Origin of the sequence: Caballeronia sp. INML2 (assembly GCF_023631365.1) — a bacterium.
GTDB lineage: Bacteria > Pseudomonadota > Gammaproteobacteria > Burkholderiales > Burkholderiaceae > Caballeronia > Caballeronia turbans.
Map to the genome: position 1 here is coordinate 57,557 of NZ_JALQDH010000065.1, position 24,712 is coordinate 82,268.

The following is a 24,712-nucleotide window of genomic DNA, read 5'->3' on the forward strand; positions in this document are numbered from 1 at the left end:
GCGCTCATCCGTTACAGGAGAAAGATCATGCGTGCAATCGTGCTCGACAAGTTCGGCGGAATCGACAGCCTCGTGTATGCCGAGATTCCGGATCCGGAACCGCTGGACGGACATGTCGTCATCGAGATCAAGGCATTCGGCATCAATCACGCCGAGATGCACATGCGGCGCGGCGAATGGGCCGAAGCTGCGAGAGTGAGCGGCATCGAATGCGTGGGCATCGTGAAGTCGTGTCCGGGCGGCGAGTTTCCCGTCGGCGCGAAAGTGGCCGCGTTGATGGGCGGCCTCGGGCGCACGATCAACGGAAGTTATGCGCAATTCACGCGCGCCCCGGTTTCGAACGTGGCGCTGATCGAATCCGATCTGCCTTGGGCCGAACTGGCCGCCATTCCCGAAACCTATGCGACGGCGTGGACGTGTCTCTTTCGCAATCTCGAGATCGAGGCAGGGCAAACCGTGCTTATCCGCGGCGCCACATCATCGTTCGGGCAGGCCGCAGTGAATCTCGCGGTGAATGCGGGCGCGAAGGTCATCGCGACGACGCGCAATCGCGATCGCATCGCGAAGCTCGAAGCGTTGGGCGTGTCGCGTGTCGAACTCGAAGGGCCTGCGTTGAGCAAGCGCATTACGGAAGCGAAAGAAATCGATGCGGTGCTCGATCTCGTCGGCAACAGCACGATCCTCGACTCGCTCGCGATGCTGCGTCGCGGCGGACGCGCGTGTCTCGCGGGCTGGCTCGGCGGCCTTGCGCCGATTGCGGATTTCAATCCGCTGCTGCAGATGTCGAGCGGTGTGCATCTGACTTTCTTCGGCAGCTTCGTGTTCGGCACGCCCGGCTTTCCGCTGTCCGATGTACCGCTGCAAGCCATCGCCGCAGACGTTGCCGCGGGACGTTTCAACGCGAAGCCGTCACGCGTCTTTTCGTTCGACGAGATTCACGAAGCGCATCGCGTGATGGAAGCGAATGAAGCCAACGGCAAGATGGTCGTCGTTCATTGAAAACAATCGCGCGTTTTCCAGTCGAAACGGGTATCGCGCATTACGGCACGCCGGAAGAGATCGCGGAGTTGATGGCGTTCCTCGTGTCGCACGCCGCAAAATGGATGACGGGCAGCACGCTGAGAATGGACGGCGGCGAAGTCAAGTCGATATGAGCGGCGATCGGCCAACCCAGAGTCCATGAACCCCGTGCGAACCTCGAACGTGCGCAAACGCGAGCGAACGAGTAAGGTGCTATTTTTCCGCTCATTCGAGGCACTCCGCACGATGCAGCCAACCGATCCCGACTTCGTCACGCTCCTTTGCGAAAGCTATGCGCGCCTCTTGCGCAAGCCGCTCGTTCCCGATAAAGACCTGACGCCCGCCGAAGCCGCGCGCTGGCTTTACGAGGACGCACCGTTCGGCATCCTCGCGCACGACACCCGGCCCGATCCGGTCTTCGTCTACGGCAACTTGCGCGCGCAACGCCTGTTCGGCTATACCTGGAACGAGTTGACTGCGTTGCCGTCGCGCCTGTCGGCCGAGGCGCCCGAGCGCAGCGAACGTCAGGCGTTTCTGGAACAGGTAACGCGCGATGGCTATGTCGACGGCTATCGCGGCGTTCGCGTCACGAAATCCGGCAAACGCTTCTGGATCGAACGCGCGACCGTGTGGCAATTGTTCGATCGGGACGGCGTGTATCGCGGACAAGCGGCGCTGATTCCGCATGTCAGCGACATCGGCTGAAGCATGACACGCGTTTCAATCAACGCGCGACAAGCTTGCGAATCACGTCGACGAGTTGCGTCTTGCCCTTGACGATCGCTTCCCGGTGACCTTCGAAGTCGATCCAGCCTTGATTGAAACCGTCGAGCATTTGAATGCGCGGCATCGGGTACTTCATGCCCTGGCCCACGAACAGTGCTTCCCACGTTTCGCGCGGGACCGCCTGTGCGCGCACCGGCTTGCCGAGCACTTGCGCGAATGCGGCGGCAATGTCATCCGGACTCGTGCGCCGCGGCCCTTCCAGTTCGACGATCCGCACGCCCGCCCATTGCTCCTGCATGAGCTTCGCCGCGAGTTCGCCGATATCGTCGGTGGCGATCATCGGAATCGCGCGATCGAGCGGTTGCAGAAATGAATGCACGATGCCTTCGTTACGCGCCGAGTCGATATCCCACCCGCAATTCTCCATGAACCAGCCCGGACGCAAAAACGTGACGGGTATCGGCTGCTTGCTGAGCGCCTCTTCGAGCAGCGTGCGCTGCGTCAGCAGATTGGTCTGCGTGGCCTGCGCGCCAATCGTCGACAGACATACGATCTTGCGCGGCTTCGCACGCGCCACAGCCGCGACGATCGTATCGATGACTTCCCGTGCTTCCGGAAAGCCAGGCGCGGGATCGAATTCCGGCGGCGGGAGAATGAACGCGGCTTCGGCGCCTTCGAAGGCTTGCGCGAGCGCATCGGCGTCGGTCATGGTGGCGAGGGCAAGCTCGCAACCGCGCGCCGACCAGACCGCGCCCTTCTTCTCATCGCGTACGACAGCGCGAACGGGCTTGCCCGCTTCCAGCAGCGCGTGTGCGAGCGCCCCGCCGACTTGTCCTGTGATTCCGGTGATGACGTACATGGTCCGATTCCTTTGTGCAATTCATATGGATAAGATGGATTGCATGTTAGCGGGCGGACTTCCCGCGAAAAATGACTTGCAGGTTATCGGATCGATGCCTCGGCGTTATGGATCGTGCCGCGGTCCGCTCGCGGGCAAGCGTGAACAGGTTGATCCTCTGCCCGGCACATGAAACGGGTATTGCCACTCAGCGAAACATTTCCTTAAAGTCTGCCTATCCACCAGGATCCGCTGGCCGGCTCCAGCAACGGAGACGACACCATGAAAACGGAAAGCGCCGCCGATATCGTCGCGCCCACCTCCGTCGCGGCGCTCGCCACCACGCTCGATTACGATGCCGCGCCGAACGAAGGCGACGCGCTTGCGCCCTTGTGGCACTGGATTTTCTTCAGGCCGATCGTGAGGCAATCGCTCATCGCCGAGGACGGGCATCCAAGGAAAGGCAGCTTCCTGCCGGAACTCGGCCTGCCGCGCCGCATGTGGGCCGGCGGGCGTTTGCGCTTTCCCGCGCCGGTGATCGTCGGTGAACGCATCACGCGCGAATCGAGCATCTTCGATGTCAGCGAAAAGCAAGGCCGCACGGGCAAGCTCGGTTTCGTGACGGTCGGCCATCGCATTTGCTGTGGCGATGTCACCGCGATCGAAGAAGAGCACGACATCGTGTATCGCGAGCCGGCCGCGCCCGGCGCGCCTGCACCGGCCCCGACCGCCGCGCCCCGCGACGCGCGATGGCAGCGCGACATCGTGCCCGACGAAGCGCTGCTGCTGCGCTATTCGGCGCTGACCTTCAACGCGCATCGCATTCACTACGACAAGCCGATAGTACGCTCGCGACGATTCGATCGCACTGCGCGCCGCCGAAGTCGAACACGTCGCGTTCGGCGAGATCGAATGCCTGCGCCAGCGCTTCACGCAACATGCTGCGCGCGCGAAAATGCCGGCTGCGCACCGTCGCCTCGGGAATGTTCAGCCACTGCGCGGTCTCCTCGACGCTCATCTCCTCGATCGAACGCAACACGAACACGATGCGAAATAGCTCCGGCAATTCGTCGAGCTTGCGTTCGAGCAGCGCCCGAACTTGGGAACGCGCGAGTGCGTCATCGGGCGCGGGGTCATCGTGCGTAGTCGTCGCTTCGACCTGTTCCGCTTGGATGTCACGTCGGAAACCCGCGTTCCCGGCTTCCGGACGATGCGTTCAGCCTTGCGAGCGCTTGAGCCGCATCGACACGGAAAAGCGCTCCGCCGGGTGCACCGTCACCGACACTTCGAACGTCGCGCCGCTCGCATCGAGATAGCGGCGCACGATTTCGAGGGCAGCCGTTCCCGCCTCCACGCGCAGGCGCCGCGCCATTTCCGCCGGCACGTTGATGGCGCGCACGTCCTGCTGAATCTCGTCGATGCAGCGCCCATAGCGCGCTTCGATCAGCGAGCTGATGAGCGTGTCCGGATTCTGCTTCGCGGCTTCGGCCACATCCTCGTATGCCGGATCGATATACACGTCCGTCCATCCGAGGGGCGAGCTGTCCTTGTCGCCGTCGATACGCAAGCTCGACACCCGCAGCCACGGCGTGCCCTGCGCGCAGCGCAAAGTCTTTGCGAGCCGTGCCGATGCCTCGATGTGCTGCGTCGATTGCACGAGACGCAAGTGCTCCGAGCCGAACTGCACCAGATCGTCGACGGACGCGAGTGACGGGCGGAAGTCATTGCGCGGCTGCATCGACTCGACACGCGTGCCCGCATTCTTGCGCCGCGACACGAGGCCCAGTTGCTGCAGCTCGTGCAACGCGGCGCGCACCGTATGCCGGCTCGTCTGATAGTGGTCGCGAAGTTCCAGCTCGGTCGGCAGATAGGAGCCCACGGGAAAGCGGCCCGACGTGATTCCTTCGGTCAGCTCGCGCGCGATATCGGCGAAATGCGGTCTGTTCATGCTGTGATGGCGATGTTTTCGGGTGGTCAGGGTAAATCATAGCTTGATCGATATGTTCGAACATATTAATCTGCAATATGTCCGGACATATTACATGTCCTGCCCCGTTTATTTCGTTTGAACATGAGGTCACGATGACAATTTCCGTTTCTCCCCTCGCCAGCACCGTGTTCGATTCCGTGCTGTTTCGCGACGCCTTCGGCACCGCGAAGATGCGTGCGCTGTTCTCGGATCACGCGCTGGTGCAGCGTTATATCGACGTCGAAGTGGCGCTCGCAAAGGCCGAGGCGCGCACGGGCGTGATCCCGGCGGAGGCCGCCGAAGTGATTGCGCGCGAATCGACGATCGAGCGCATCGACTTCGATCACATGCGCGAGGAGACGGACATCGTCGGCTATCCGATCCTGCCGCTCGTGCATCAGATGGTCGCCATGTGCGGCGACGCCGGACGTTATGTTCATTGGGGCGCGACGACGCAGGACATCATGGATACCGCTGTCGCGCTGCAAGTGCGCGATGCGCTCGAATCCATCGAGGGCGACATTCGCGAATTGCGCGCGATTCTCGCGGACCTCGCGAAGAAGTATCGCGATACGCCGATGGCCGGCCGCACGCATTTGCAGCAGGCGCTGCCCGTCACGTTCGGCTACAAGGTCGCGATCTGGCTCGCAATGTTCGATCGACATCAGGAACGCGTCGCGCAGATGCGTCAGCGCGTGGCCGTCGTCCAATTCGCGGGCGCGGCGGGCACGCTGGCATCGCTCCCAGACAACGGCTTCGCGGTGCAGAAGGCGCTCGCCGATGAGCTGAAGCTCGGCGTGCCCGCGACGACCTGGCATGTCGCGCGCGATGGATTCGCCGAGGCCGTCAACCTGCTCGCGCTCGTCACCGGATCGCTCGGCAAGATCGCGATGGACATCATGATCATGGCGTCGACGGAATTCGGGGAAGTGTACGAGCCCTTCGTCAAGGGACGCGGCGCGAGCAGCACCATGCCGCAAAAGCGTAATCCGATTTCGAGCGAACTCATGCTTGCCGCGGCGAAAGCGGTGCGACAACACGCAGGGCTCATGGTCGACGCGATGATCCAGGACTTCGAGCGCGCCACCGGGCCGTGGCATGCGGAATGGATCGCGATTCCCGAGAGCTTCATTCTCACGTCGGGCGCGTTGCATCAGGCGAAGTTCGCGCTAGGCGGCCTGATCGTCGATGAAGCGCGCATGAAGCATAACCTCGGCATCAGCCGCGGCCTGATCGTGGCGGAAGCGGTGATGATGGGCATGGCGCCTTACACGGGACGCCAGCAGGCGCACGACATCGTGTACGACGCATGCCGCACGGTGAACGAACGAGGCGGCACGCTCGCGGAAGCGCTCGCTGCATTGCCCGAGGTGACGAAGCACTTCGACCGCGCCGCGATCGATCGCATGACCGATCCCGCGAACTATCTCGGTCTCGCGCCGCAAATGGTGGATCGGGCCATTGCGCTGTCGAGAGACATCTGATTACCGAAGGTCATGGAGGAGCATGCGATGCAAAACGAACACGCCTCACACGACGACACGACCGTCGCACCGCCGAAGAAGCTGCCGTGGTATCGCAAGCTCGGCATGCAAGTGCTTTTATCGCTCGTGATCGGCATTGCGGTCGGTCTCGTCTTTCCGAAGTTCGGCGCGCAACTGAAGGTGCTCGGCGATATCTTTCTCGCGCTCATCAAGGCCGGCGTCGCGCCGCTCGTGTTTCTCACGATCGTGCACGGCATCGCTTCGGCGGGCGATGTGAAGAGCGCGGGGCGCGTCGGCTGGAGATCGATCGTCTACTTCGAAGTCGTGTCGACTATCGCGCTCGCGGTCGGCCTGCTCGCGGGCAATCTGCTGCAAACGGGCAAGGCGATGACATCCGTCACGGTCGGCGCCGTGCCTGTGACAGCCGCCAAGGCCGCGCCACAAGGCTTCACCGAGTTCGTGATGCATGTCGTGCCGGACAACTTCATCGGCGCGTTCGCGAAAGGCGAGCTGCTGCAAGTGGTCGTGCTCGCCGTGATGGTCGGTATCGGCATTCTCGCCATTCCCGAGCGCCGCCGCATGCGCATCAACGAAGGGCTGGATCTCGTTTCCGAAGTGCTGTTCTCATTCATCAACCTCGTGATGAAGCTCGCGCCGCTCGGCACGTTCGGCGCCGTCGCGTACTCGGTGGGCAGCAACGGCACGGCCGTGCTGGTCGCGCTCGCACAACTCGTTCTGAGCTTCTATGCGGTGGTGGTGCTGTTCATCGTCGTGGTCATGGGCATCATCGCCAGGCTCGCGGGCTTTAGCCTCTGGCGCTTCCTGCGCTATATCAAGGACGAGATCTTCATCGTGCTCGGCACGGCTTCTTCGGAAAGCGCATTGCCGCGTCTTCTGATCAAGCTCGAACGGCTCGGCTGCGCGAAGCAGACCGTCGGGCTCGTGCTGCCGACTGGCTATGCGTTCAATCTCGACGGCACGTCGATCTTCATGTCGATGGGTGTGATGTTCATCGCGCATGCATATGGCGTGCCGATCACGCTCGAGCATCAGATCGGCATTCTGTTGCTGATGCTGCTGACGTCTAAGGGCGCGGCCACGGTCTCGGGCGGATCGTTCGTGGTGTTCGCCGCGACCGTCACGTCGACGGGCATCCTTCCCGTCGAAGGTCTCGCGCTGATCTTCGGCGTATACCGCTTCATGTCGATGGCGATCGCGACATGCAACACCATCGGCAACAGCCTTGCGACGGTCGTGATCGCGAAATGGTCACGCACGTTCGATGCCGCCATCAGCGAACGGCATCTCTATCCCGAGCGTTATCCGGAGATCGCGGAAGCGGACCAGCGGCTCGCGGACGGCAACCTTCTTCCGGAAGACATGAACGACGCGAATCCCCATCCGGACGGAATCTCGCTGAGAAGCGCGGGAACGCGATAAACCCGGCACGTCGTAATTTTCGCAGCGCGGCAATGCCGCGCTTTTTTCACTTCGCTTATCATCGGAGAACCGCGCATCGAACCCATTGGATGGCTATCCGGACCGGAGATCGCATGCCACCGCTACGCGCAATCCATCTCTTGCAAACCAAAGAAGGCGCTCGCCTGCATGGCGCCGAACTCGGCCAGTGGCGACGCTGGGGACCGTATCTGAGCGAGCGTCAATGGGGCACCGTTCGCGAGGATTACAGCGAATACGGAACCGCCTGGGATTACTTTCCGCACGATCATGCGCGCAGCCGGATGTATCGCTGGGGCGAGGACGGCATCGCCGGATTCGGCAACGACCCGCTTGACTGGTGTGCGTCGCTCGCATTGTGGAACGGGCGTGACCCGATCATCAAGGAACGGCTCTTCGGCCTCACGAACGAGCAAGGCAATCATGGCGAGGATGTGAAGGAGCTGTACTTTTATCTCGACGGCACGCCGACGCATTCGTACATGAAGATGCTGTACAAGTATCCGCACGACGCCTATCCGTATCAGCAGCTCATCGACGAGAACAGGCGGCGCGGCCCGGCGCTTCCCGAATACGAAGTGCTCGATACCGGTGTGTTCGATGGCGATCGTTACTTCGATGTCTGCGTCGAGTATGCGAAGCACACGCCCGATGACATCGTGATGCGCGTAACCATCGAGAATCGCGCGAACGAGGCCGCGACGCTGCATGTGCTGCCGCAGTTCTGGGCGCGCAACCGATGGTCGTGGTCGAGCAAGTGGGGCAAGCCTTCGCTGACGTTCGAGCAGCACGCGCGGGAAGGGGCGCGCGTCGTCGCGCACAATCCTTCGTATGGCGCGATGCTGGTTACGGCCTCGGCAGAAGCGCCCATCGAATGGCTCTTTTGCGAAAACGAAACGAACGTTCGTCGCATCTTCGGCATCGAAGGCGCGGGATCATTCAAGGACGGCTTCAACGACTATATCGTCGAAGGCGACGAGCACGCGATCCGGCGCGACCGCGGCACGCGCAGCGCCGCGCATGCGTGTCTGCAACTCGGTCCGCATGAGCGCTCGGCGATGTATCTGCGCTGGCGCCCGGCATCGGTTTCGAACGATCCGCCGCTCGACCTGGCGCAGCTTTTCGCGCGCCGCGAAGCGGAAGCCGACGAGTTCTACGCGACGCTGCAACACGACATCGACGATGCCGACGCGCGTCTCGTGCAGCGCCAGGCGCTCGCCGGCATGTTATGGACGAAGCAGTATTACCAGTTCGACGTCACGCGCTGGCATGACGGCGATCCGGGCCAGCCCACGCCGCCCAGAGAACGTCGGCATGGCCGCAATGCGGACTGGCGGCACATGTGCAACGGCGACGTCGTATCCATGCCCGACAAATGGGAGTACCCATGGTACGCGTCGTGGGATCTCGCGTTTCATGCGGTCGCGTTCGCGACGATCGATCCGGACTTCGCGAAGAAGCAATTAGCGCTGCTCGTGAAAGAGCGCTACATGCATCCGAACGGGCAATTGCCCGCGTACGAATGGGCCTTCGGCGATGCGAATCCGCCCGTTCACGCATGGGCGACATGGCGCGTGTTCGAGCTCGATCGCGAGATGACCGGCATCGGCGATCACGCGTTTCTCGAAGTGATGTTTCACAAGCTGCTGCTCAACTTCGCGTGGTGGGTCAACCGCAAGGACGCCGACGACCGCAACATTTTTCAGGGCGGTTTTCTCGGGCTCGACAACATCGGCATCTTCGACCGCTCGCAGCCGCTGCCGACGGGCGGACGCATCGATCAGGCAGACGGCACCGCATGGATGGCCTCGTATGCGCTCGACCTCATGCAGATCGGCCTCGAGCTCGCGATGACCAACGAGTCGTATGTCGAGATCGCGGTGAAATTCTTCGAGCACTTCCTGTATATCGCGGAAGCAGTGAGTTGCGGCGAAGTCTGCAACACGGGCCTGTGGGACGGCAGCGACGAATTCTTCTATGACGTGCTGCATCTGCCAAATGGCACGCGCGTGCCGATGCGCATTCGATCCATCGTCGGGCTGATACCGCTTTTCGCGGTGCATGTGCTCGAAGAGCGCGTGTACGGCGATCTGCCGGGACTGCGCGAAAGGCTTGCGTGGTTTCTCGATCATCGGCCGAATCTCGCGAAACTCGTGTCGCGCTGGACCGAGCCCGGCAAGGGCAACACCACCCTGCTTTCGTTATTGCGCGGACATCGCATGAAAGCGCTTTTGCGGCGCACGCTCGATCCAGGCGAATTTCTTTCCGACTATGGCGTGCGCGCATTGTCGCGCGTGCATTGCGACAAGCCTTATGTCTTCGATCACGATGGCGTGAACGTCTGCATCCGGTACGTGCCCGCGGAGTCGGATTCGCGCGTGTTCGGCGGCAATTCGAACTGGCGCGGACCGATCTGGATGCCGGTCAACTATCTACTGATCGAATCGCTCTACGAGTTTCATCGCTACTATGGGGATGAATTTCGCGTCGAGCATCCGACGGGATCGGGCAAGATGCATTCGCTGAATGAAATCGCCGACGATCTGTCGCGGCGCGTCAGCACGCTCTTCCTGAAAGATGCCGATGGCAAGCGGCCCGTGATGGCTGCATATCCGATGCTGCAAGCCGATCCGCGCTCGCAGGATCTCATTCTCTTTCACGAGTACTTTCACGGCGACAGCGGACGCGGCGTCGGCGCTTCGCATCAGACGGGTTGGAGCGGGCTCGTCGCGCTGCTGCTGCAACCGCGTCTGATGAAGCTGTCGCACGTGGGGCCCGAAGCGCCCGTCATGACCGTGCGCCTGCATGAAGAGGCTGCGGCGGCGATGGGCCGCTAGCATTCATCGCGTGCGCTGAAGGGAGCCTGGGCGGATGTGATTTTCGTGCAGGCTGCCCGGGCGCTCGCCTATACTGGAATTTCCCTCATGTCCCCAGAGAACCGGAGGACGTCATCATGTTCAACCATCTGCTGGTTCCCACGGACGGTTCCGCGCTATCGGAAGCGGCGGTGCGCATGGCGGTTGCGCTCGCCAAAGAGAACAACGCGCGCATTACCGGTCTTTATATGGTGCGGCCGCTTCATACGACCGTGTACAGCGCCGAGATGGCCGGAGCGAATCAGGATGAGCTTCAGGTCGCCGATCAGGCGCGCGCCCGGCTCTACCTCGATAATCTCAGGAGCATCGCGGTGCAGGCGGGCGTGGAGTGCGACACGGAAACGCCTACGGGAACGCACCCGTATGAGGCGATCCTCGATACGGCGAAGACGCGGCACTGCGATCTCATCGTCATGGCCTCACACGGTCACGGCGGCATTCGCGGGCTATTGCTCGGAAGCGAAACGCAAAAGGTGCTGACGCATAGTCATTTGCCGATTCTGGTGGTGAGGCCGCCGGAGTGATGGCGGGTCGAAGCCCTACCGCTCCAGATTTCCGAAACAGACGTACTTCGCCTCCAGATACTCCTCGACGCCCGAGGACGCCCCCTCGCGTCCCATCCCGGACTCCTTGATGCCGCCGAACGGCGCGACTTCGTTGAAGACGAGGCTGTCGTTTACGCCGACGACACCGCATTCGAGCGCTTCCATCACGCGAAACGCGCGGCTGATATCCGCCGTGTAGAAGTAAGCCGCGAGCCCGGTGCGCGTGTCGTTCGCGAACGTGATGACGTCGTCCTCGTCCCTGAACGGGAGCACGCTCGCGATCGGCCCGAGGACTTCGTCGCCGCACACGCTCATCGACGGATCGACGCCCGTCAGCACCGTCGGCCTGAAGAAATTCGATCCGGGCGCGACACGCGAACCGCCCGCCGCGACCGTCGCGCCGAGCCTGACCGCTTCATCGACGAGACTTTCGATGCGCGTCACCGCCGCGTCGTCGATGAGCGGGCCGATCTGCGCGCCTTCGTCCAGCCCGTCGCTCACCTTGAGCAACGCGACCTTCGACACGAGCTTCGCGACGAAGGTCTCGCACACGTCTTCATGCACGAAGAAGCGATTCGCGCACATCGCCGCCTGGCCCGAGTGACGGAAACGCGCATCGAGCGCGCCTTTAACGGCAAGGTCTATGTCCGCATCGTCGAACACGATGAAAGGACAGTTCGCGCCCAGTTCGAGCGACATCTTCTTCACGGTGGACGCGCACAGGCTCATCAGCCGCTTGCCTTCGTCGATGGAACCGGTGAACGACACTTTGCGCACATCCGGGCTCGCGAGCAGCGTGCTTCTGATCGGCTCGCCCTCGCCCGTGAGCACGGACAGCACGCCGCGCGGCAAGCCTGCGTTCTCGCCGAGCGCGCACAGCGCGAGCGCCGAGTACGGCGTCTGCGGATCCGGATGATGAATGACCGTGCAGCCCGCCGCGAGCGCGGCGCCGACGCGTCGCGCGACCATCGACGAGGGAAACGTCCATGACGTGATCGCGCCACATACGCCGACCGGCTGATGCAGCACGCGGATGCGCTGATTGCGGCGCGGCGCGGGAATGTTGTCGCCGTAGATGCGGCGCGCTTCCTCGGCGAACCAGTCCAGATAATTCGCGGCCTGCGTGATTTCGGAGCGCGCTTCGTGCAGCGGCTTGCCTTGCTCGCTGCACAGAATGATGGCGAGATCGTCGCGATGATGCTCGACGAGGCGTGCCCACTCCCTCAGCACCGACGCGCGCTCGCGGCTGCTCCAGTTGCGCCAGTCCTGCAACGCCGCACTTGCGCACTCGATGGCATCGGTCACTTGCTCCGCCGTGACTTGCGGCACGGAGCCGATGATCTCGCCCGTGGAAGGATTCGTGACAGGCACGCGCGGCAGCGAAGTGTTGTCGACCCAGGCGCCGCCGATATAAGCCGACTGCTCGAAAAGACTGGGGCACTGCAATTGCATGGCTCGCTCCAATGCGTAAGGCGCTTCCTGCACGGTTCCATCGAGCTTAACGCATTTTTTACTCGCCATTCGCGACGCGCGCGGCATCTCCGGTATACGAATGCGGCGGCGCATCGGACAACGCGCCGCCGCTGGGCGATCAGTGGCTCGCGCCCTCGACCGCGCCGATGCCCGTTTCGGAACGCACCGTCTGCGCTTCGAAGCCGGCCTTGTCGATGCGCGCACGCGCGGATTGGTCGGTCACCGAGAAGAGCCAGATGCCGATGAAGCCGATCGCCATCGAGAACAGCGCGGGCGATGCATACGGGAACGGCGCGCTCGCGTAGTGGAATACATCGACCCACACGGCTTTGGAGAGCACGGTCATCACGACCGCCGAGAGCAGGCCGAGGAAGCCGCCCACGGCCGCGCCGCGTGTCGTGCAGCCGCGCCACAGCACCGACATGAAGAGCACCGGGAAGTTGGCCGACGCCGCCACCGCGAACGCGAGCGACACCATGAACGCGATGTTCTGCTTCTCGAACACGATGCCGAGCACCACTGCGACGATGCCGAGCACGATCGTCGTCATGCGCGACACACGCAGTTCGCTCGCGCTCGACGCCTTGCCCTTCTTGAACACGGTCGCATAGAGATCATGCGAAACCGCCGATGCGCCCGCAAGCGTGAGACCCGCGACGACCGCGAGAATCGTTGCGAACGCAACCGCCGAGATGAAGCCGAGGAACACGTTGCCACCGACCGCGCTCGCCAGATGCACCGCCGCCATGTTCGTGCCGCCGAGCAGCTTGCCGCCCGCATCCTTGAAGATCGGGTTGGTGCTCACCAGCACGATCGCGCCGAAGCCGATGATGAACGTGAGGATGTAAAAGTAGCCGATCCACGTGGTCGCCCAGAACACGGACTTGCGCGCTTCCTTTGCGTTGGGCACGGTGAAGAAGCGCATCAGGATGTGCGGCAGGCCGGCCGTGCCGAACATCAGCGCAATGCCGAAGGAGATCGCCGAGATCGGGTCCTTGATGAAGTTGCCCGGCCCCATGATCGACGCCTTCTTCTCGTGCACATCGACGGCCTTCGCAAAGAGCGCTTCCGGACTGAAGTGGAATTGCCACAGCACCATGAACGCCATGAACGAAGCCCCCGCGAGCAGCAGGCATGCCTTGATGATCTGCACCCACGTCGTCGCGGTCATGCCGCCGAAGAGCACGTACACCATCATCAGCGCGCCGACGATCACCACCGCGATCCAGTATTCGAGGCCGAACAGCAACTTGATGAGTTGCCCCGCGCCGACCATCTGCGCAATCAGATAGAACGCCACGACGACGAGCGTGCCCGACGCCGCGAACGCGCGAATCGGCGTCTGCTTGAAGCGGTATGCGGCGACATCGGCGAAGGTGAAGCGGCCGAGATTGCGCAGACGCTCCGCCATCAGGAACGTGATGATCGGCCAGCCGACGAGAAAGCCGATCGAATAGATGAGGCCGTCATAGCCATTGCTGTAGACCGCCGCCGAGATGCCGAGAAACGACGCCGCCGACATGAAATCGCCCGCGATCGCGAGCCCGTTCTGAAAGCCGGTGATGCCGCCGCCCGCGGTGTAGAACTCGGCCGCCGAGCGTGTCTTTTTCGCGGCCCATTTGGTGATGAAGAGCGTCGCGATCACGAACGCGATGAACATGGAGATCGCGGTCCAGTTGGTCGCCTGCTTCACCGCCTGACCGAGGTCGCCGCCCGCGGCGAAGGCGCCGGCGGAGGCCGCGAAGAGCGCGCCTGCTGCGAAGATACGTTGCGGCTTCATGCGGCCTCCCGCTTGATCTGGTCCGTGAGTTCGTCATATGTGCTGTTGGCGTGGTGCACGTAGAGGCCCGTGATCACGACCGTGAAGACGATCACGAACAGGCCGATCGGCATGCCCCAGGTCATCACGCCCGCGCCCATCTTCGCGGCGAGCAGATCCTTGTTGAACGCGATGAGCAACACGTAGCCGTAGTAGACGACCAGCACGAGCGCCGTCAGCGTCCATCCGAGCTTCGAGCGTTTTCGCACCAGTTCGCGGTAAGCGGCGCTCGACTTGATTTTTTCTACGACCTTGAGATCCATTTCCGTCTCCTGCATGAAAGTCTCTTCTCTGCGTGCGACAACGCCCGCGTTCGGCGCGGCGCGCGAACGATCAGCGATGCGTATGAGTAAGGAAATCCCCGGGGCGGGGACGTCAACCGATGCTCTCGCGCATACATTTCAGGCGAGTTCTGTTTTCGATGCGCTGGAGACTAAGGTAAAAGCGCGCGCTTACCCGTTTCTTACGCGAGGCACTTTCTTTTGACGGGGTTTACGCGAAGCATGGCGCCTGCTGCCGTAACGCGCAACAGACGATCGAGCGTTCGCTCCCACAGCGTCAGCGCACAATCGGTGCCGACGTTTCACATTGCGCCATACCCTTTCCGAAAGCGTGCGAGACAATCCTCGCCCTGCCAGTTGTTCAGTAATTGCTGCACATTCCGATCCACAGCGTTCAGTGGAAATGGCATTAAACGCTATGGCGTTTTCATCCGTATTCAGCTATTAGTAGACTCGTCACGCACGTCACGCTACGCCGTGGCGAATCATGAGCATCTCTGGCTATAACTCGACCGTCAAAACCGGAGGCAGCTACGACACATCACAAGCATCAGGCTCGCGCTCGCTGACGTCGCCCAAGAGTCCTGTCCCGCGCGATTTCATCGCATGGCGAACGCATGCCTTCCGGGCACGCATTCGCTGAAACGCACACCGCGAGCATGTCGTGGCGAGGCGCCTGCCGGCGCGCTCGCTCATCAACGATCGGCCATCCCAAGAGGGAGGCGCCTATGGCGTTCGTGTCGGAACAGATGCTGGACTGCTGCTCGTTCGCTCAACCCTCGCGCCGGGTGCGCGCGCTGCGTCTCGTCGCGGCCGCCGCGCTCGCATCGCTCTCGCTCGTGGCGTGCAGGAAGCCGCCGCCCGAAGCGCCGAAGCCCGCCGTCGATGTCACCGTCGTGACCGTCGCCGCGCAAACGACGCCCGTCGATTTCGAATTCACCGCGCAGACGCAGAGCTCGCGTGAAGTCGAAATACGCGCGCGCGTCGACGGCTTCCTGGAAAAGCGCGTGTACACCGAAGGCGCGCTCGTTCAGGCGGGCCAGGTGATGTTCATCATGGACAAGCGCCCCTTCGAAGCCGCGCTGCAGACCGCCAAGGGCTCGCTCGCGCAGCAGCAGGCGCGGCTGCTCGTCACGCAGCAGAATCTCTCGCGCGTGAAGCCGCTCGCCGCGATGAACGCGTTGAGCAAGAAGGATCTGGATGACGCCGTCGGCAACGAGAAGAGCGCCGAGGCCGCCGTCATCGCCGCGAAAGGCGAAGTGCAGACCGCTGAGCTCAACCTGAGCTACACGACGATCCGCTCGCCGCTCAAGGGCCTCTCCAGCTTCGCGCGCGTGCAGGAAGGCAGCTACGTGACGCCGACGCAATCGGGCCTGCTCACCTACGTCTATCAGCTCGACCCGATGTGGGTGAATTTCAGCATCTCGGAGAACGAGTTGCTGACTTATCGCGAGCAGATCAAGAAAGGCCAGTTGCGCTTTCCGTCCGACAACAAGTTCGATGTCACCGTCATCCAGGCCGACGGCTCGGTCTATCCGCAGACCGGCCGCATCGACTTCACGAATCCGGCCTTCAGCACGGAGACGGGCACGTTTCTCGTGCGCGCGGTATTCGCGAATCCGCAAGGCACGCTGCGGCCCGGCCAGTTCGTGAAGGCGCGTGTCACGGGCGCGCTGCGGCCCAACGCCATTCTCGTGCCGCAACGCGCCGTGCTGCAGGGCGCGAAGAGCCACTTCGTGTGGGTGCTCGACGAGCAGTCGAAGCCGCATCAGCGTGTCATCGAAGTCGGCGAATGGCATGGCGACGACTGGTTCATCACGAGCGGCCTGAAGGCGGGCGAGCGCGTGATCGTCGATGGCGCGATCCGGGTCGGAGCGGATTCGCAGGTTCGCGTCGTCGCGGCACCCCCGGCACCCGCAGCGCCCGCCGCGGGCGGCGCGGCGGCGTCGGGCGCTCAGGAGGCGTCGCTCGGGCAGACGAAGAACGCAAGCGGCGGGACGGAAAAGTGATTTGATCTGACCACTATCGAAAGCACGTCGCGCGGAAGAGGCCAATGAACATTTCACATTTCTGCATTGACCGTCCCATTTTCGCGTCGGTCATTTCGATCGTCATCACGCTGGGCGGCGCGCTGACCATGCTCGCGCTGCCCACGGCGCAGTATCCCGACATCACGCCGCCGCAGATCACGATCTCCGCGACCTATCCGGGCGCGAGCGCGGACGTGGTCGCCAACAACGTCGCCGCGCCGATCGAGCAGCAGGTCAACGGCGCGGACAACATGATCTACATGAGCTCGTCGAGTTCGTCGACGGGCAACCTGACCATCAACGCGTACTTCCAGATCGGCACGAACCCGGAGCTCGCGCAGGTCGACGTGCAGAACCGCGTGAACCTCGCTTTGCCGCAACTGCCGCAGTCAGTGACGGCGCAGGGCGTGCAGGTGCAGAAGAAGTCGCAGGCGTTCATGATGGTCATCGCGATCTATTCGCCCGACGAACGCTACGACGCGACGTATATCGCCAACTACGCGAACGTGTATGTCCTCGACGCGCTCAAGCGGATTCCCGGCGCGAATCAGTCGAGCATCTTCGGCACGCCCGATTACGCGATGCGCATCTGGCTCAAGCCCGACCGCATGGCGCAACTCGGCATCACCGCCGCCGACGTCCAGCGCGCCGTCGCCAACCAGAACCAGCAGTTCGCCGTGGGCCGCCTCGGGCAATCGCCGACGGGCGCGCCTGTCGAGCAGTCCTTCGCGGTGACGACGACCGGGCGGCTCACCGAGCCCGCCGAGTTCGAGAACATCATCATTCGCGCGCAATCGGGCGGCGCCGCGATCGTGCGTCTGAAGGACGTGGGCCGCGCCGAGCTCGGGCAGAAAGACTATTCGATCCGCAGCCGCTTCCAGGGCAAATCGGCGACGGTGCTGGCCGTCTATCAGCAGCCGGGCGCGAACGCGCTCGACGTGTCGAAGCAGGTGCGCGCGTCGCTCGCCGAGATGAAGAAGACGTTCCCGCAGGGCATCGACTACGAAATCGCGATGGACACGACGGAGTTCACGCGCGCCTCCATCTCCGACGTGGTGCATACGTTCTTCGAAGCGGTCGTGCTGGTCGTCATCGTCGTGTTCGTGTTCCTGCAAAGCCTGCGTGCCACATTGATTCCGGTGCTCGCGGTGCCGGTGTCGATCGTCGGCACGTTCATGGGCATGGAGGCCCTCGGCTTTTCCATCAACATGCTGACGCTGTTCGGCATGGTGCTTGCAATCGGCATCGTCGTGGACGATGCGATCGTCGTGATCGAGAACGTCGAGCGCAACATGACGGTGCACAAGCTCGATCCGAAGACCGCCGCCAAGAAGGCGATGGACGAAGTGGCCGGGCCGGTCGTGGCCATCGTGCTCGTGCTCTGCGCGGTGTTCGTGCCGGTGGCGTTCCTGAGCGGCATCACGGGGCAGATGTACAAGCAGTTCGCCATCACGATCGCGATCTCGGTGGTGATCTCGGGTCTCGTCGCGCTGACCTTGTCGCCCGCGCTCGCCTCGTTGCTGCTCAAGCCCGGGCATCACGAGAAAAAAGGCTTTTTCCGCTGGTTCGATGCCCAGTTCATGCGCATGACGCACGGCTACACGAGCGTCGTGCGGCTCGTCATCAAGCGCTTCGCGATCGCGCTGCTGCTCTTCGCCGGCATGATCGCGCTCGCCGTCGTCATGATGCGCGACATACCGACCGCGTTCCTGCCGCCCGAGGATCAGGGTTATCTGCTCGGCGCGGTGATCATGCCCGATGCCGCATCGCTCGACCGCACCGGCGCGGTATCGGACCGCGTCACCGAATACTTCATGAAGCAGCCGGCGGTCGGCAGCATCACGACCGTCGATGGCTTCAGCATTCTCGATAGCCAGAACAAGAACAACTCGTCGACGTTCTTCGTCGGCTTCAAGAGTTTCGAGGAGCGCTACAAGTCGGACAATATCCGCACGCAGAATGCGCGCGCGGTGCTCGTCGACGCGTACAGGCATCTGTCGCAGATCAAGGAGGGCATCGTCGTGCCGTTGAATCCGCCGTCGATTCCGGGCCTGGGCACGACGGGCGGCACCGAGATGTGGATTCAGAGCAAGGGCGACGCGACCATCGGGCAGTTCGCGGCCCTCGTCGACGATTTCGTCGCCAAGGCCAAGGCGCGCCCGGAGCTGACGGGAGTCACCTCGACCTTCAACGCGTCGTCGCAACAGATGCTCGCCAATGTCGATCGCGACAAGGCCGAAACGCTCGGCGTGCCCGTCGAGGATGTCTACAGCGCCATGCAGACGATGTTCGGCTCGCTCTACGTGTCGCAGTTCAACCGGTCGAGCCGGCTCTGGCAGGTCATTCTGCAAGCGGAGCCGCAATACCGCCTGAAGCCGGACGACCTCACGCAGATCTTCGTGAAGAGCAAGAGCGGCGAGATGGTGCCGCTCAAGTCCATGGTCACGACGCGCTATGTGACGGGGCCCGATCTCATCACGCGTTTCAACAACTTTCCGGCGGTGAAGATCACGGCGAACGCCGCGCCCGGTTACGCGTCCGGACAGGTCATGCAGGCGCTGGAAGATATCGCGCGGGACCTGCCGTCGGACTACGGCATCGGGTGGAGCGGCGAGGCGTACGAGGCGAAGCAGTCGGGCAGTTCGTCGGCGCTCGTCTTCGTGTTCGGCCTGATCATGGTCTTCCTGATTCTCGCCGCGCAGTACGAGAAGTGGAGTCTGCCGTTCGGCGTGCTGATGGCGGTGCCGTTCGCGATCTTCGGCGCGCTGCTCGCCATTCTTCTGCGCGGCCTCAACAACGACGTGTACTTCCAGATCGGCCTGACGATGCTCGTCGCGCTCGCCGCGAAGAACGCGATTCTCATCTTCGAGTTCGCCGTGCTGAACCGCGAAGCGGGCGCGTCCGTGTACGACGCGGCGATGACCGCCGCCGAAGAGCGCCTGCGCCCGATCGTGATGACCTCGCTCGCGTTCATTCTCGGCTGCGTGCCGCTCGCCATCGCGACGGGCGCGTCCGCGAACAGCCGGCATTCCATCGGCACGGGCGTGATCGGCGGGATGCTCGGCGCGACGGTCATCGCGGTGTTCTTCATTCCGATGTTCTTCTGGGGACTGGAAACGATGTCCTCGCGCTCCAAGAAAAAGAAAGGCGACGAAGCGCCCGCCGCCGATGCGAAGCCGCATAACGCACCGGGAAGCGGCTCGAATGCTTCGCCGTCCGCTCCGAACAAGGGAGACTGACATGCGGCGCACTCTCGTCAGCCTCGCCGCGGCACTATCGCTCAGCGGCTGCCTGCTCGGCCCGAACTACTCGCGCCAGCCGGTCGATACCCCGGCGACGTACCGCTTCGCCACGGCCGAAGTCGCCGACACCGCGAACACCGAATGGTGGAAGCAGTTCCAGGACCCGGTGCTCGATGAGCTGATCTCGACGGCCCTCGCGAACAACAAGGACGTGAAGATTGCGGCGGCGCGCGTCGAACAGTTCATGGGCCAGTTCGTCACGACGCGCGCCGCGCTGTTCCCGCAGGTCTCGGCAGGCGCGGCGGCCGCGCGGCAGCGCACGTCGGCGGCGGGGCCGCAGCCGCTCAACGGCTTCGGGCCGGTCTACAACAGCTTCGAGGTATCGGTGTCGGCGGCGTGGGAACTCGATATTTTCGGCCGCAACCGGCGGCTCACCGAGGCGGCGCGCGCGAATCTGCTGTCGAGCGAGGAAGGCCGGCGCGCGACAATTCTGTCGCTGGTGGCTTCGGTGGCGTCGGCGTATCTGAATCTGCGCAGCTTCGACAAGCAGCTCGAAATCGCCAAGGCGACGACGCAAAGCCGGGCCGAATCGGTGCATGTGTTCACGTTGCGCTTCGAAGGCGGCGAAGTCTCGCAGATGGAGCTCGCGCAGAGCCAGTCCGAATACGAAGCATCGCTGGCGACGATTCCGCAGCTCGAAACGCAGATCGCTCAGCAGGAAGACGCGCTCTCGGTGCTGCTGGGCGCGAATCCCGGGCCGATCATGCGCGGCCGCGCGCTCGGCGAACTCTCGACGCCCGTCATCCCGGCGGGCCTGCCCTCCGATCTGCTGGAGCGGCGCCCCGACCTGCTTCAGGCGGAACAGGATCTGGCCGCGGCCAACGCGCTCATCGGCGCGGCGCGCGCGCTCTACTTCCCGCAGATTTCGCTGACGGGGTTGCTCGGCACCGCGAGCGGCCAGTTCTCGTCGCTCTTCACGGGGCCGGCGCGCGTGTGGTCGTTCGCGGGTCAGATCACGCAGCCGATCTTCACGGCGGGCAATATCTCGGGCCAGGTGCAGTCCGCCGAAGCGCAGCAACAGGCGGCGCTGCTCACGTATCAGAAGTCGATCCAGGTCGCGTTCCAGGAAGTCGACGATGCGCTCATCGCGTCGCAGAAGCTGCACGAGCAACTCGAAGTGCAGGGCCGGCAGGTCGTCGCGCTCTCCACTTACTCGCGGCTCGCGCGGGCGCGCTACGAAGGCGGCTACACGAGTTATATCGAAGTGCTCGACGCCGAGCGCAGCCTCTTCAACGCCCAGCTTTCGCAGACCCAGACGCAGGCCGCCGCGCTCGTGTCGTTCGTCACGCTCTACAAGGTGATGGGCGGCGGCTGGGTCGTCGCGGCCGACAAGATGACGACGCAGCAACAATCGGCGACGCCATCCGGCGATTCCGCCAAACCGGGCCAGCCCGCTTCGCAGACGGTGCAATGAACACGGTCACATCCGAAGATCGCGACCAACACGACGCGCGCCCGCTGATCGCGTGCCACGAATGCGATCTGATCCAGCGCGAAGGCAGCGTGCCGCCCGGCGGCGCCCTGCGCTGCTGCCGCTGCCGCGCCGTGCTCTATCGCCGTCGCGGACGCGGCTTCGACCGCGCGCTCGCCTTTGCGCTCGCCGCCTCCGTGCTGTGGCTGATCTCGAATGCGTTTCCGATCGTCGGCCTCGCGGTGAACGGCGATCTCGTCGAAACGACGCTGATCGGCGCGGTGCGCGTGCTCTATCGCGACGGCATGTGGCCGCTCGCCGGCCTCATCTTCGTCACGACGATCCTGATGCCCGCGCTGCAGGCGCTCGGCACGGTGTGGCTCGTGCTGCCGCTGTATCTGAACCGCAGACCCTGGCACGCCGACGCCGTGTTCCGTCTGCTGCGCGTCGCGCGCAACTGGGGCATGACCGAAGTGCTGATGCTCGGTCTCCTGGTCGCGGTCGTGAAGCTCGCGCATATCGCGTCGGTGGTCACCGGGCCGGCGCTGTGGTCGCTCGCCGCGCTGATGCTGCTGCTCGTCGCGGCGACGTCCGCGTTCGACGAGCGCGCGATGTGGATGCGCATCGAAGGCGCACCGCCCGGCATGCCCGCCGACACGCCGCTTCACGGGCGCACGGCGGCGGCGAGCGGCATCTGCGTCTGTCACGAATGCGGGCTCTCCACGCGCGGCACGCTGCGTCATGACCATCTGTGCTGCCCGCGCTGCGGCGCCCATCTGCATCTGCGCAAGCCCGCGAGCCTGTCGCGCACGTGGGCGTATCTCATCTCCGCGGCGGTTCTCTACGTGCCCGCGAACCTGCTGCCGGTCATGAACACGAGCTCGCTCTTCGGCGCGCAGAAGGACACGATCATGAGCGGCGTCGTGTACCTGTGGCATTCGGGATCGTGGCCGCTCGCGATCATCGTGTTCATTGCGAGCATCGCCGTGCCGATGCTCAAGATTCTCGCGATCGGCTATCTCGCCGCCACCGCGAATCTGCGCATGACGCAGCGCAACGTGCAGCGCGCGCGCATCTACCGCATCGTCGAGCTGGTGGGCCGCTGGTCGATGCTCGATATCTACGTGATCGCCGTGCTCGTCGCGCTCGTGCAGTTCAGCGCGATGGCGACGATCGAGGCCGGTCCGGCGGCGATCGCGTTCGGCGCGGTCGTCGTGCTGACGATGTTCGCGGCGATGTCGTTCGATCCGCGCCTCATTTGGGACAGCGCGCCGCCACGGGAAGAAAGGCGATGAACACACCCGGCGATATCCCCGATGCGGAAGTTGCGCCGAAGAAGCGCTGGCGCATTCCGTGGGTCTGGGTCGTTCCGGCGGTCGCGGTGGTGATCGGCATCTGGCTCGCCGCGAAAACCGTGCTCGAACAGGGACCGACCGTCACGATCAGCTTCAAGACGGGCGAAGGCATCGAAGCCGGCAAGACGAAGATCAAGTTCAAGGACGTGGACATCGGCCTCGTGAAGTCGGTCGCGCTGTCGAAGGATTACAAGCGCGTGGTCGCCACGGCCGAGCTGACGCGCGACGCGACCAACATGCTCGTCGAGGACACGCGCTTCTGGGTCGTGCGGCCGCGCGTGGCGGGCGGCTCGGTGTCGGGCATCAGCACGTTGCTCTCGGGCGCCTATATCGGCATGGATATCGGGCGCGCGAAGCAGGACCGGCGCGATTACACCGGCCTCGAAACGCCGCCGGTCTTCGCGAGCGACGTGCCCGGCCGGCAGTTCGTGCTGAAGGCGACGGATCTCGGCTCGGTCGATGTCGGCACGCCGATCTATTTCCGCCGCCTGCAGGTCGGCCAGGTGACGTCCTTCGAGCTCGACAAGGACGGCAGCGGCGTCACGCTGCACATATTCGTCAACGCGCCCTACGACCGCTACGTCAACGCGGATTCGCGCTTCTGGCAGGCGGGCGGCATCGACCTCACGCTCGGCACCGACGGGCTCAAGGTCAACACGCAATCGCTCGTCTCGATCCTCGTGGGCGGGCTCGCGTTCGAGACGCCCGCCGTGTCGCTCAGCTGGGCCGAGGCGCCGCCCAACACGACCTTCAATCTGTATCCGACACGGGCCGAGGCGCTGCGCGTGCAGGAGCGCATCGTCGATAACTATGTGTTCGACTTCTCGGGCTCGGTGCGCGGGCTCGCCGTGGGCGCGCCGGTGGAATTCCGCGGCATCCAGGTCGGCGAGGTGGCGGCCATCAACACGCGCTTCGACCCGGTCACGAAGCGCATCAGCATTCCGGTCGAGATCAGGCTGTATCCGGAGCGCTTCACGTCGCGATTCGCCACGGGGCCGACGGGCGGCAGGGTGGCGACAGACCGGCGCGCGCTCGCGGACGTGCTCGTCTCGCGCGGCCTGCGCGGGCAGTTGCGCACGGGCAGCCTGCTCACCGGCCAGTTGTACGTCTCGCTCGATTTCTTCCCGGGCGCGAAGAAGGCGAGCATCGACTGGAACCGCAGTCCGCCCGAATTGCCGACGACGCCGAGCGGCCTCGAATCGATGCAGGATTCCATCAACCGCATCATGACGCGCATCGACAAGCTGCCGATCGAGGAACTGACCGCGAGCGCGCGGCAGACGCTCAACAGCACGACCGCGCTGATGCAGGGCCTCAACACGCAAGTCGTGCCGCAAGCCGCGACCACGCTCGCCGCCGCCCGCGCCGCGCTCGATGCGGCGCATTCCACGCTCATGCCGGATTCGGGCCTGCAGCAGGACACGGCCGAAGCGGTCCGGGAACTGACGCGCACGGCGGCCTCGTTCCGCAGTCTCGCGGACTATCTGCAGCAGCATCCGGAAGCGTTGCTGCGCGGCAAGCCGGAGGACAAGAAGTGATGCGGTCCACTCTGCTCTCTCTCTTACTCGCCGTTCTGCTCGCCGGGTGCGGTTCGCCACCCGCGAGCTTCTACCGGCTGAGCACCGATCCCTCGCTCGCCGCGACGGCCGCGCGCACGAACTCGCGGCCGGTGATCGTCGGGCCGGTGACGGTGCCCGATCTCGTCGACCGGCCGCAGATCGTCACGCGCAACACGAACAACGAAGTCGCGCTCAACGAATACGCGCGCTGGGGCGAGCCGCTCAACAGCAGCATCGCGAGCGCCATCGCAGGCGATCTCACGTTGCTGCTCGGGTCCGATCGCGTCGCGCCCGCCTCGCGCTCGCTCGCGGACCCGCAAGCATGGCGCGTGCGCGTCGATATCCAGCAGTTCGAATCCGTTCCCGGCGATACCGTCGCGATCGACGCGCACTGGTCCGTGCGCCGCTTCGGCGACGAAAACGGGCTGTCCGGCCGCTCGCTCGTGCGCGAGCCCGTCGCCGGCGCAGACTGGAATGCGCTCGTGGCCGCGCACAGCCGCGCGCTCGGGAGCGTGAGCCGCGACATCGCCAACGCGATCGCGCGCAGCGCCTCGCCCTGAGCGACG

Annotated in this window: 18 protein-coding genes and 2 pseudogenes; 14 read left to right on the plus strand and 6 right to left on the minus strand. The window is 63.9% G+C overall.

Annotation, left to right across the window (positions count from 1 at the left end):
- Nucleotides 1-27: 27 nt before the first annotated feature.
- From NCT32_RS23035 to NCT32_RS23045, 3 genes are all read left to right on the plus strand, one after another.
- Complete coding sequence (locus NCT32_RS23035) at nucleotides 28-999, plus strand: zinc-binding alcohol dehydrogenase family protein (protein WP_061117206.1); 972 nt, start codon at nucleotides 28-30, stop codon at nucleotides 997-999.
- The gene (locus tag NCT32_RS23040; RefSeq protein ID WP_250477700.1) at nucleotides 996-1,154 is read left to right on the plus strand and encodes an SDR family oxidoreductase; all 159 of its coding nucleotides are present in this window, start codon (nucleotides 996-998) and stop codon (nucleotides 1,152-1,154) included. The genes NCT32_RS23035 and NCT32_RS23040 overlap by 4 nt, the downstream gene beginning before the upstream one ends.
- A gap of 112 nt (nucleotides 1,155-1,266) precedes the next feature.
- The gene (locus tag NCT32_RS23045; protein WP_061117207.1) at nucleotides 1,267-1,725 is read left to right on the plus strand and encodes an MEKHLA domain-containing protein; all 459 of its coding nucleotides are present in this window, start codon (nucleotides 1,267-1,269) and stop codon (nucleotides 1,723-1,725) included.
- 19 nt (nucleotides 1,726-1,744) lie between these two features.
- Here the strand turns inward: NCT32_RS23045 and NCT32_RS23050 are convergent, their stop codons facing one another.
- On the minus strand, nucleotides 1,745-2,605 hold the full coding sequence (locus NCT32_RS23050; protein ID WP_061117208.1) for an NmrA family NAD(P)-binding protein: 861 nt from the start codon (nucleotides 2,603-2,605) through the stop codon (nucleotides 1,745-1,747).
- Between the two features lie 477 nt (nucleotides 2,606-3,082).
- On the opposite strand from NCT32_RS23050, the pseudogene NCT32_RS37645 reads away from it, so the two are divergent.
- Nucleotides 3,083-3,163, plus strand: a pseudogene (locus tag NCT32_RS37645) (hypothetical protein); the annotation flags it as partial.
- Between the two features lie 229 nt (nucleotides 3,164-3,392).
- Here the strand turns inward: NCT32_RS37645 and NCT32_RS23060 are convergent.
- Nucleotides 3,393-3,749, minus strand: a pseudogene (locus NCT32_RS23060) (sigma-70 family RNA polymerase sigma factor); the annotation flags it as partial.
- Between the two features lie 51 nt (nucleotides 3,750-3,800).
- The gene (locus NCT32_RS23065; protein ID WP_061117210.1) at nucleotides 3,801-4,532 is read right to left on the minus strand and encodes a GntR family transcriptional regulator; all 732 of its coding nucleotides are present in this window, start codon (nucleotides 4,530-4,532) and stop codon (nucleotides 3,801-3,803) included.
- Nucleotides 4,533-4,666: 134 nt separating this feature from the next.
- Between NCT32_RS23065 and NCT32_RS23070 the strand changes: the two genes are divergently transcribed.
- From NCT32_RS23070 to NCT32_RS23085, 4 genes are all read left to right on the plus strand, one after another.
- Complete coding sequence (locus NCT32_RS23070; protein WP_250490562.1) at nucleotides 4,667-6,037, plus strand: adenylosuccinate lyase family protein; 1,371 nt, start codon at nucleotides 4,667-4,669, stop codon at nucleotides 6,035-6,037.
- A 27-nt stretch (nucleotides 6,038-6,064) separates the two neighbouring features.
- Nucleotides 6,065-7,477 carry a cation:dicarboxylate symporter family transporter gene (locus tag NCT32_RS23075; RefSeq protein WP_250477702.1) on the plus strand — a complete coding sequence of 471 codons (1,413 nt, stop codon included), beginning with the start codon at nucleotides 6,065-6,067 and terminating at the stop codon, nucleotides 7,475-7,477.
- Nucleotides 7,478-7,590: 113 nt separating this feature from the next.
- Nucleotides 7,591-10,332, plus strand: coding sequence for an MGH1-like glycoside hydrolase domain-containing protein (locus NCT32_RS23080; protein ID WP_061117212.1), 2,742 nt, complete (start codon nucleotides 7,591-7,593; stop codon nucleotides 10,330-10,332).
- A 116-nt stretch (nucleotides 10,333-10,448) separates the two neighbouring features.
- Entirely contained in the window at nucleotides 10,449-10,895 is a 447-nt protein-coding gene (locus tag NCT32_RS23085) for a universal stress protein (RefSeq protein WP_061117213.1), read from the plus strand.
- A gap of 15 nt (nucleotides 10,896-10,910) precedes the next feature.
- On the opposite strand, the gene NCT32_RS23090 is transcribed toward NCT32_RS23085, so the two are convergent.
- The 3 genes from NCT32_RS23090 to NCT32_RS23100 form a co-directional block, all read right to left on the minus strand.
- Nucleotides 10,911-12,368 carry an NAD-dependent succinate-semialdehyde dehydrogenase gene (locus NCT32_RS23090; RefSeq protein WP_061117284.1) on the minus strand — a complete coding sequence of 486 codons (1,458 nt, stop codon included), beginning with the start codon at nucleotides 12,366-12,368 and terminating at the stop codon, nucleotides 10,911-10,913.
- A 139-nt stretch (nucleotides 12,369-12,507) separates the two neighbouring features.
- A complete protein-coding gene (locus tag NCT32_RS23095; RefSeq protein ID WP_061117214.1) occupies nucleotides 12,508-14,169 on the minus strand; it encodes a cation acetate symporter in 1,662 nt (553 codons plus the stop codon).
- Nucleotides 14,166-14,471 carry a DUF485 domain-containing protein gene (locus NCT32_RS23100; protein ID WP_061117215.1) on the minus strand — a complete coding sequence of 102 codons (306 nt, stop codon included), beginning with the start codon at nucleotides 14,469-14,471 and terminating at the stop codon, nucleotides 14,166-14,168. The genes NCT32_RS23095 and NCT32_RS23100 overlap by 4 nt, the downstream gene beginning before the upstream one ends.
- 746 nt (nucleotides 14,472-15,217) lie before the next feature.
- Here NCT32_RS23100 and NCT32_RS23105 point away from each other — a divergent pair.
- From NCT32_RS23105 to NCT32_RS23130, 6 genes are read left to right on the plus strand one after another with little or no spacing between them, the layout of a single operon-like run.
- Nucleotides 15,218-16,498: an efflux RND transporter periplasmic adaptor subunit gene (locus NCT32_RS23105; RefSeq protein WP_061117216.1), complete on the plus strand. Its 1,281-nt coding sequence runs from the start codon at nucleotides 15,218-15,220 to the stop codon at nucleotides 16,496-16,498.
- Nucleotides 16,499-16,542: 44 nt separating this feature from the next.
- Nucleotides 16,543-19,758 carry an efflux RND transporter permease subunit gene (locus NCT32_RS23110; RefSeq protein ID WP_061117217.1) on the plus strand — a complete coding sequence of 1,072 codons (3,216 nt, stop codon included), beginning with the start codon at nucleotides 16,543-16,545 and terminating at the stop codon, nucleotides 19,756-19,758.
- Nucleotide 19,759: 1 nt separating this feature from the next.
- Nucleotides 19,760-21,235: an efflux transporter outer membrane subunit gene (locus tag NCT32_RS23115; protein WP_061117218.1), complete on the plus strand. Its 1,476-nt coding sequence runs from the start codon at nucleotides 19,760-19,762 to the stop codon at nucleotides 21,233-21,235.
- Nucleotides 21,232-22,527 carry a paraquat-inducible protein A gene (locus tag NCT32_RS23120; protein ID WP_061117219.1) on the plus strand — a complete coding sequence of 432 codons (1,296 nt, stop codon included), beginning with the start codon at nucleotides 21,232-21,234 and terminating at the stop codon, nucleotides 22,525-22,527. Before NCT32_RS23115 ends, NCT32_RS23120 begins: the two co-directional genes overlap by 4 nt.
- A complete protein-coding gene (locus NCT32_RS23125; protein ID WP_061117220.1) occupies nucleotides 22,524-24,125 on the plus strand; it encodes an intermembrane transport protein PqiB in 1,602 nt (533 codons plus the stop codon). Before NCT32_RS23120 ends, NCT32_RS23125 begins: the two co-directional genes overlap by 4 nt.
- On the plus strand, nucleotides 24,125-24,706 hold the full coding sequence (locus NCT32_RS23130; protein ID WP_061117221.1) for a membrane integrity-associated transporter subunit PqiC: 582 nt from the start codon (nucleotides 24,125-24,127) through the stop codon (nucleotides 24,704-24,706). The genes NCT32_RS23125 and NCT32_RS23130 overlap by 1 nt, the downstream gene beginning before the upstream one ends.
- Nucleotides 24,707-24,712: the final 6 nt, after the last annotated feature.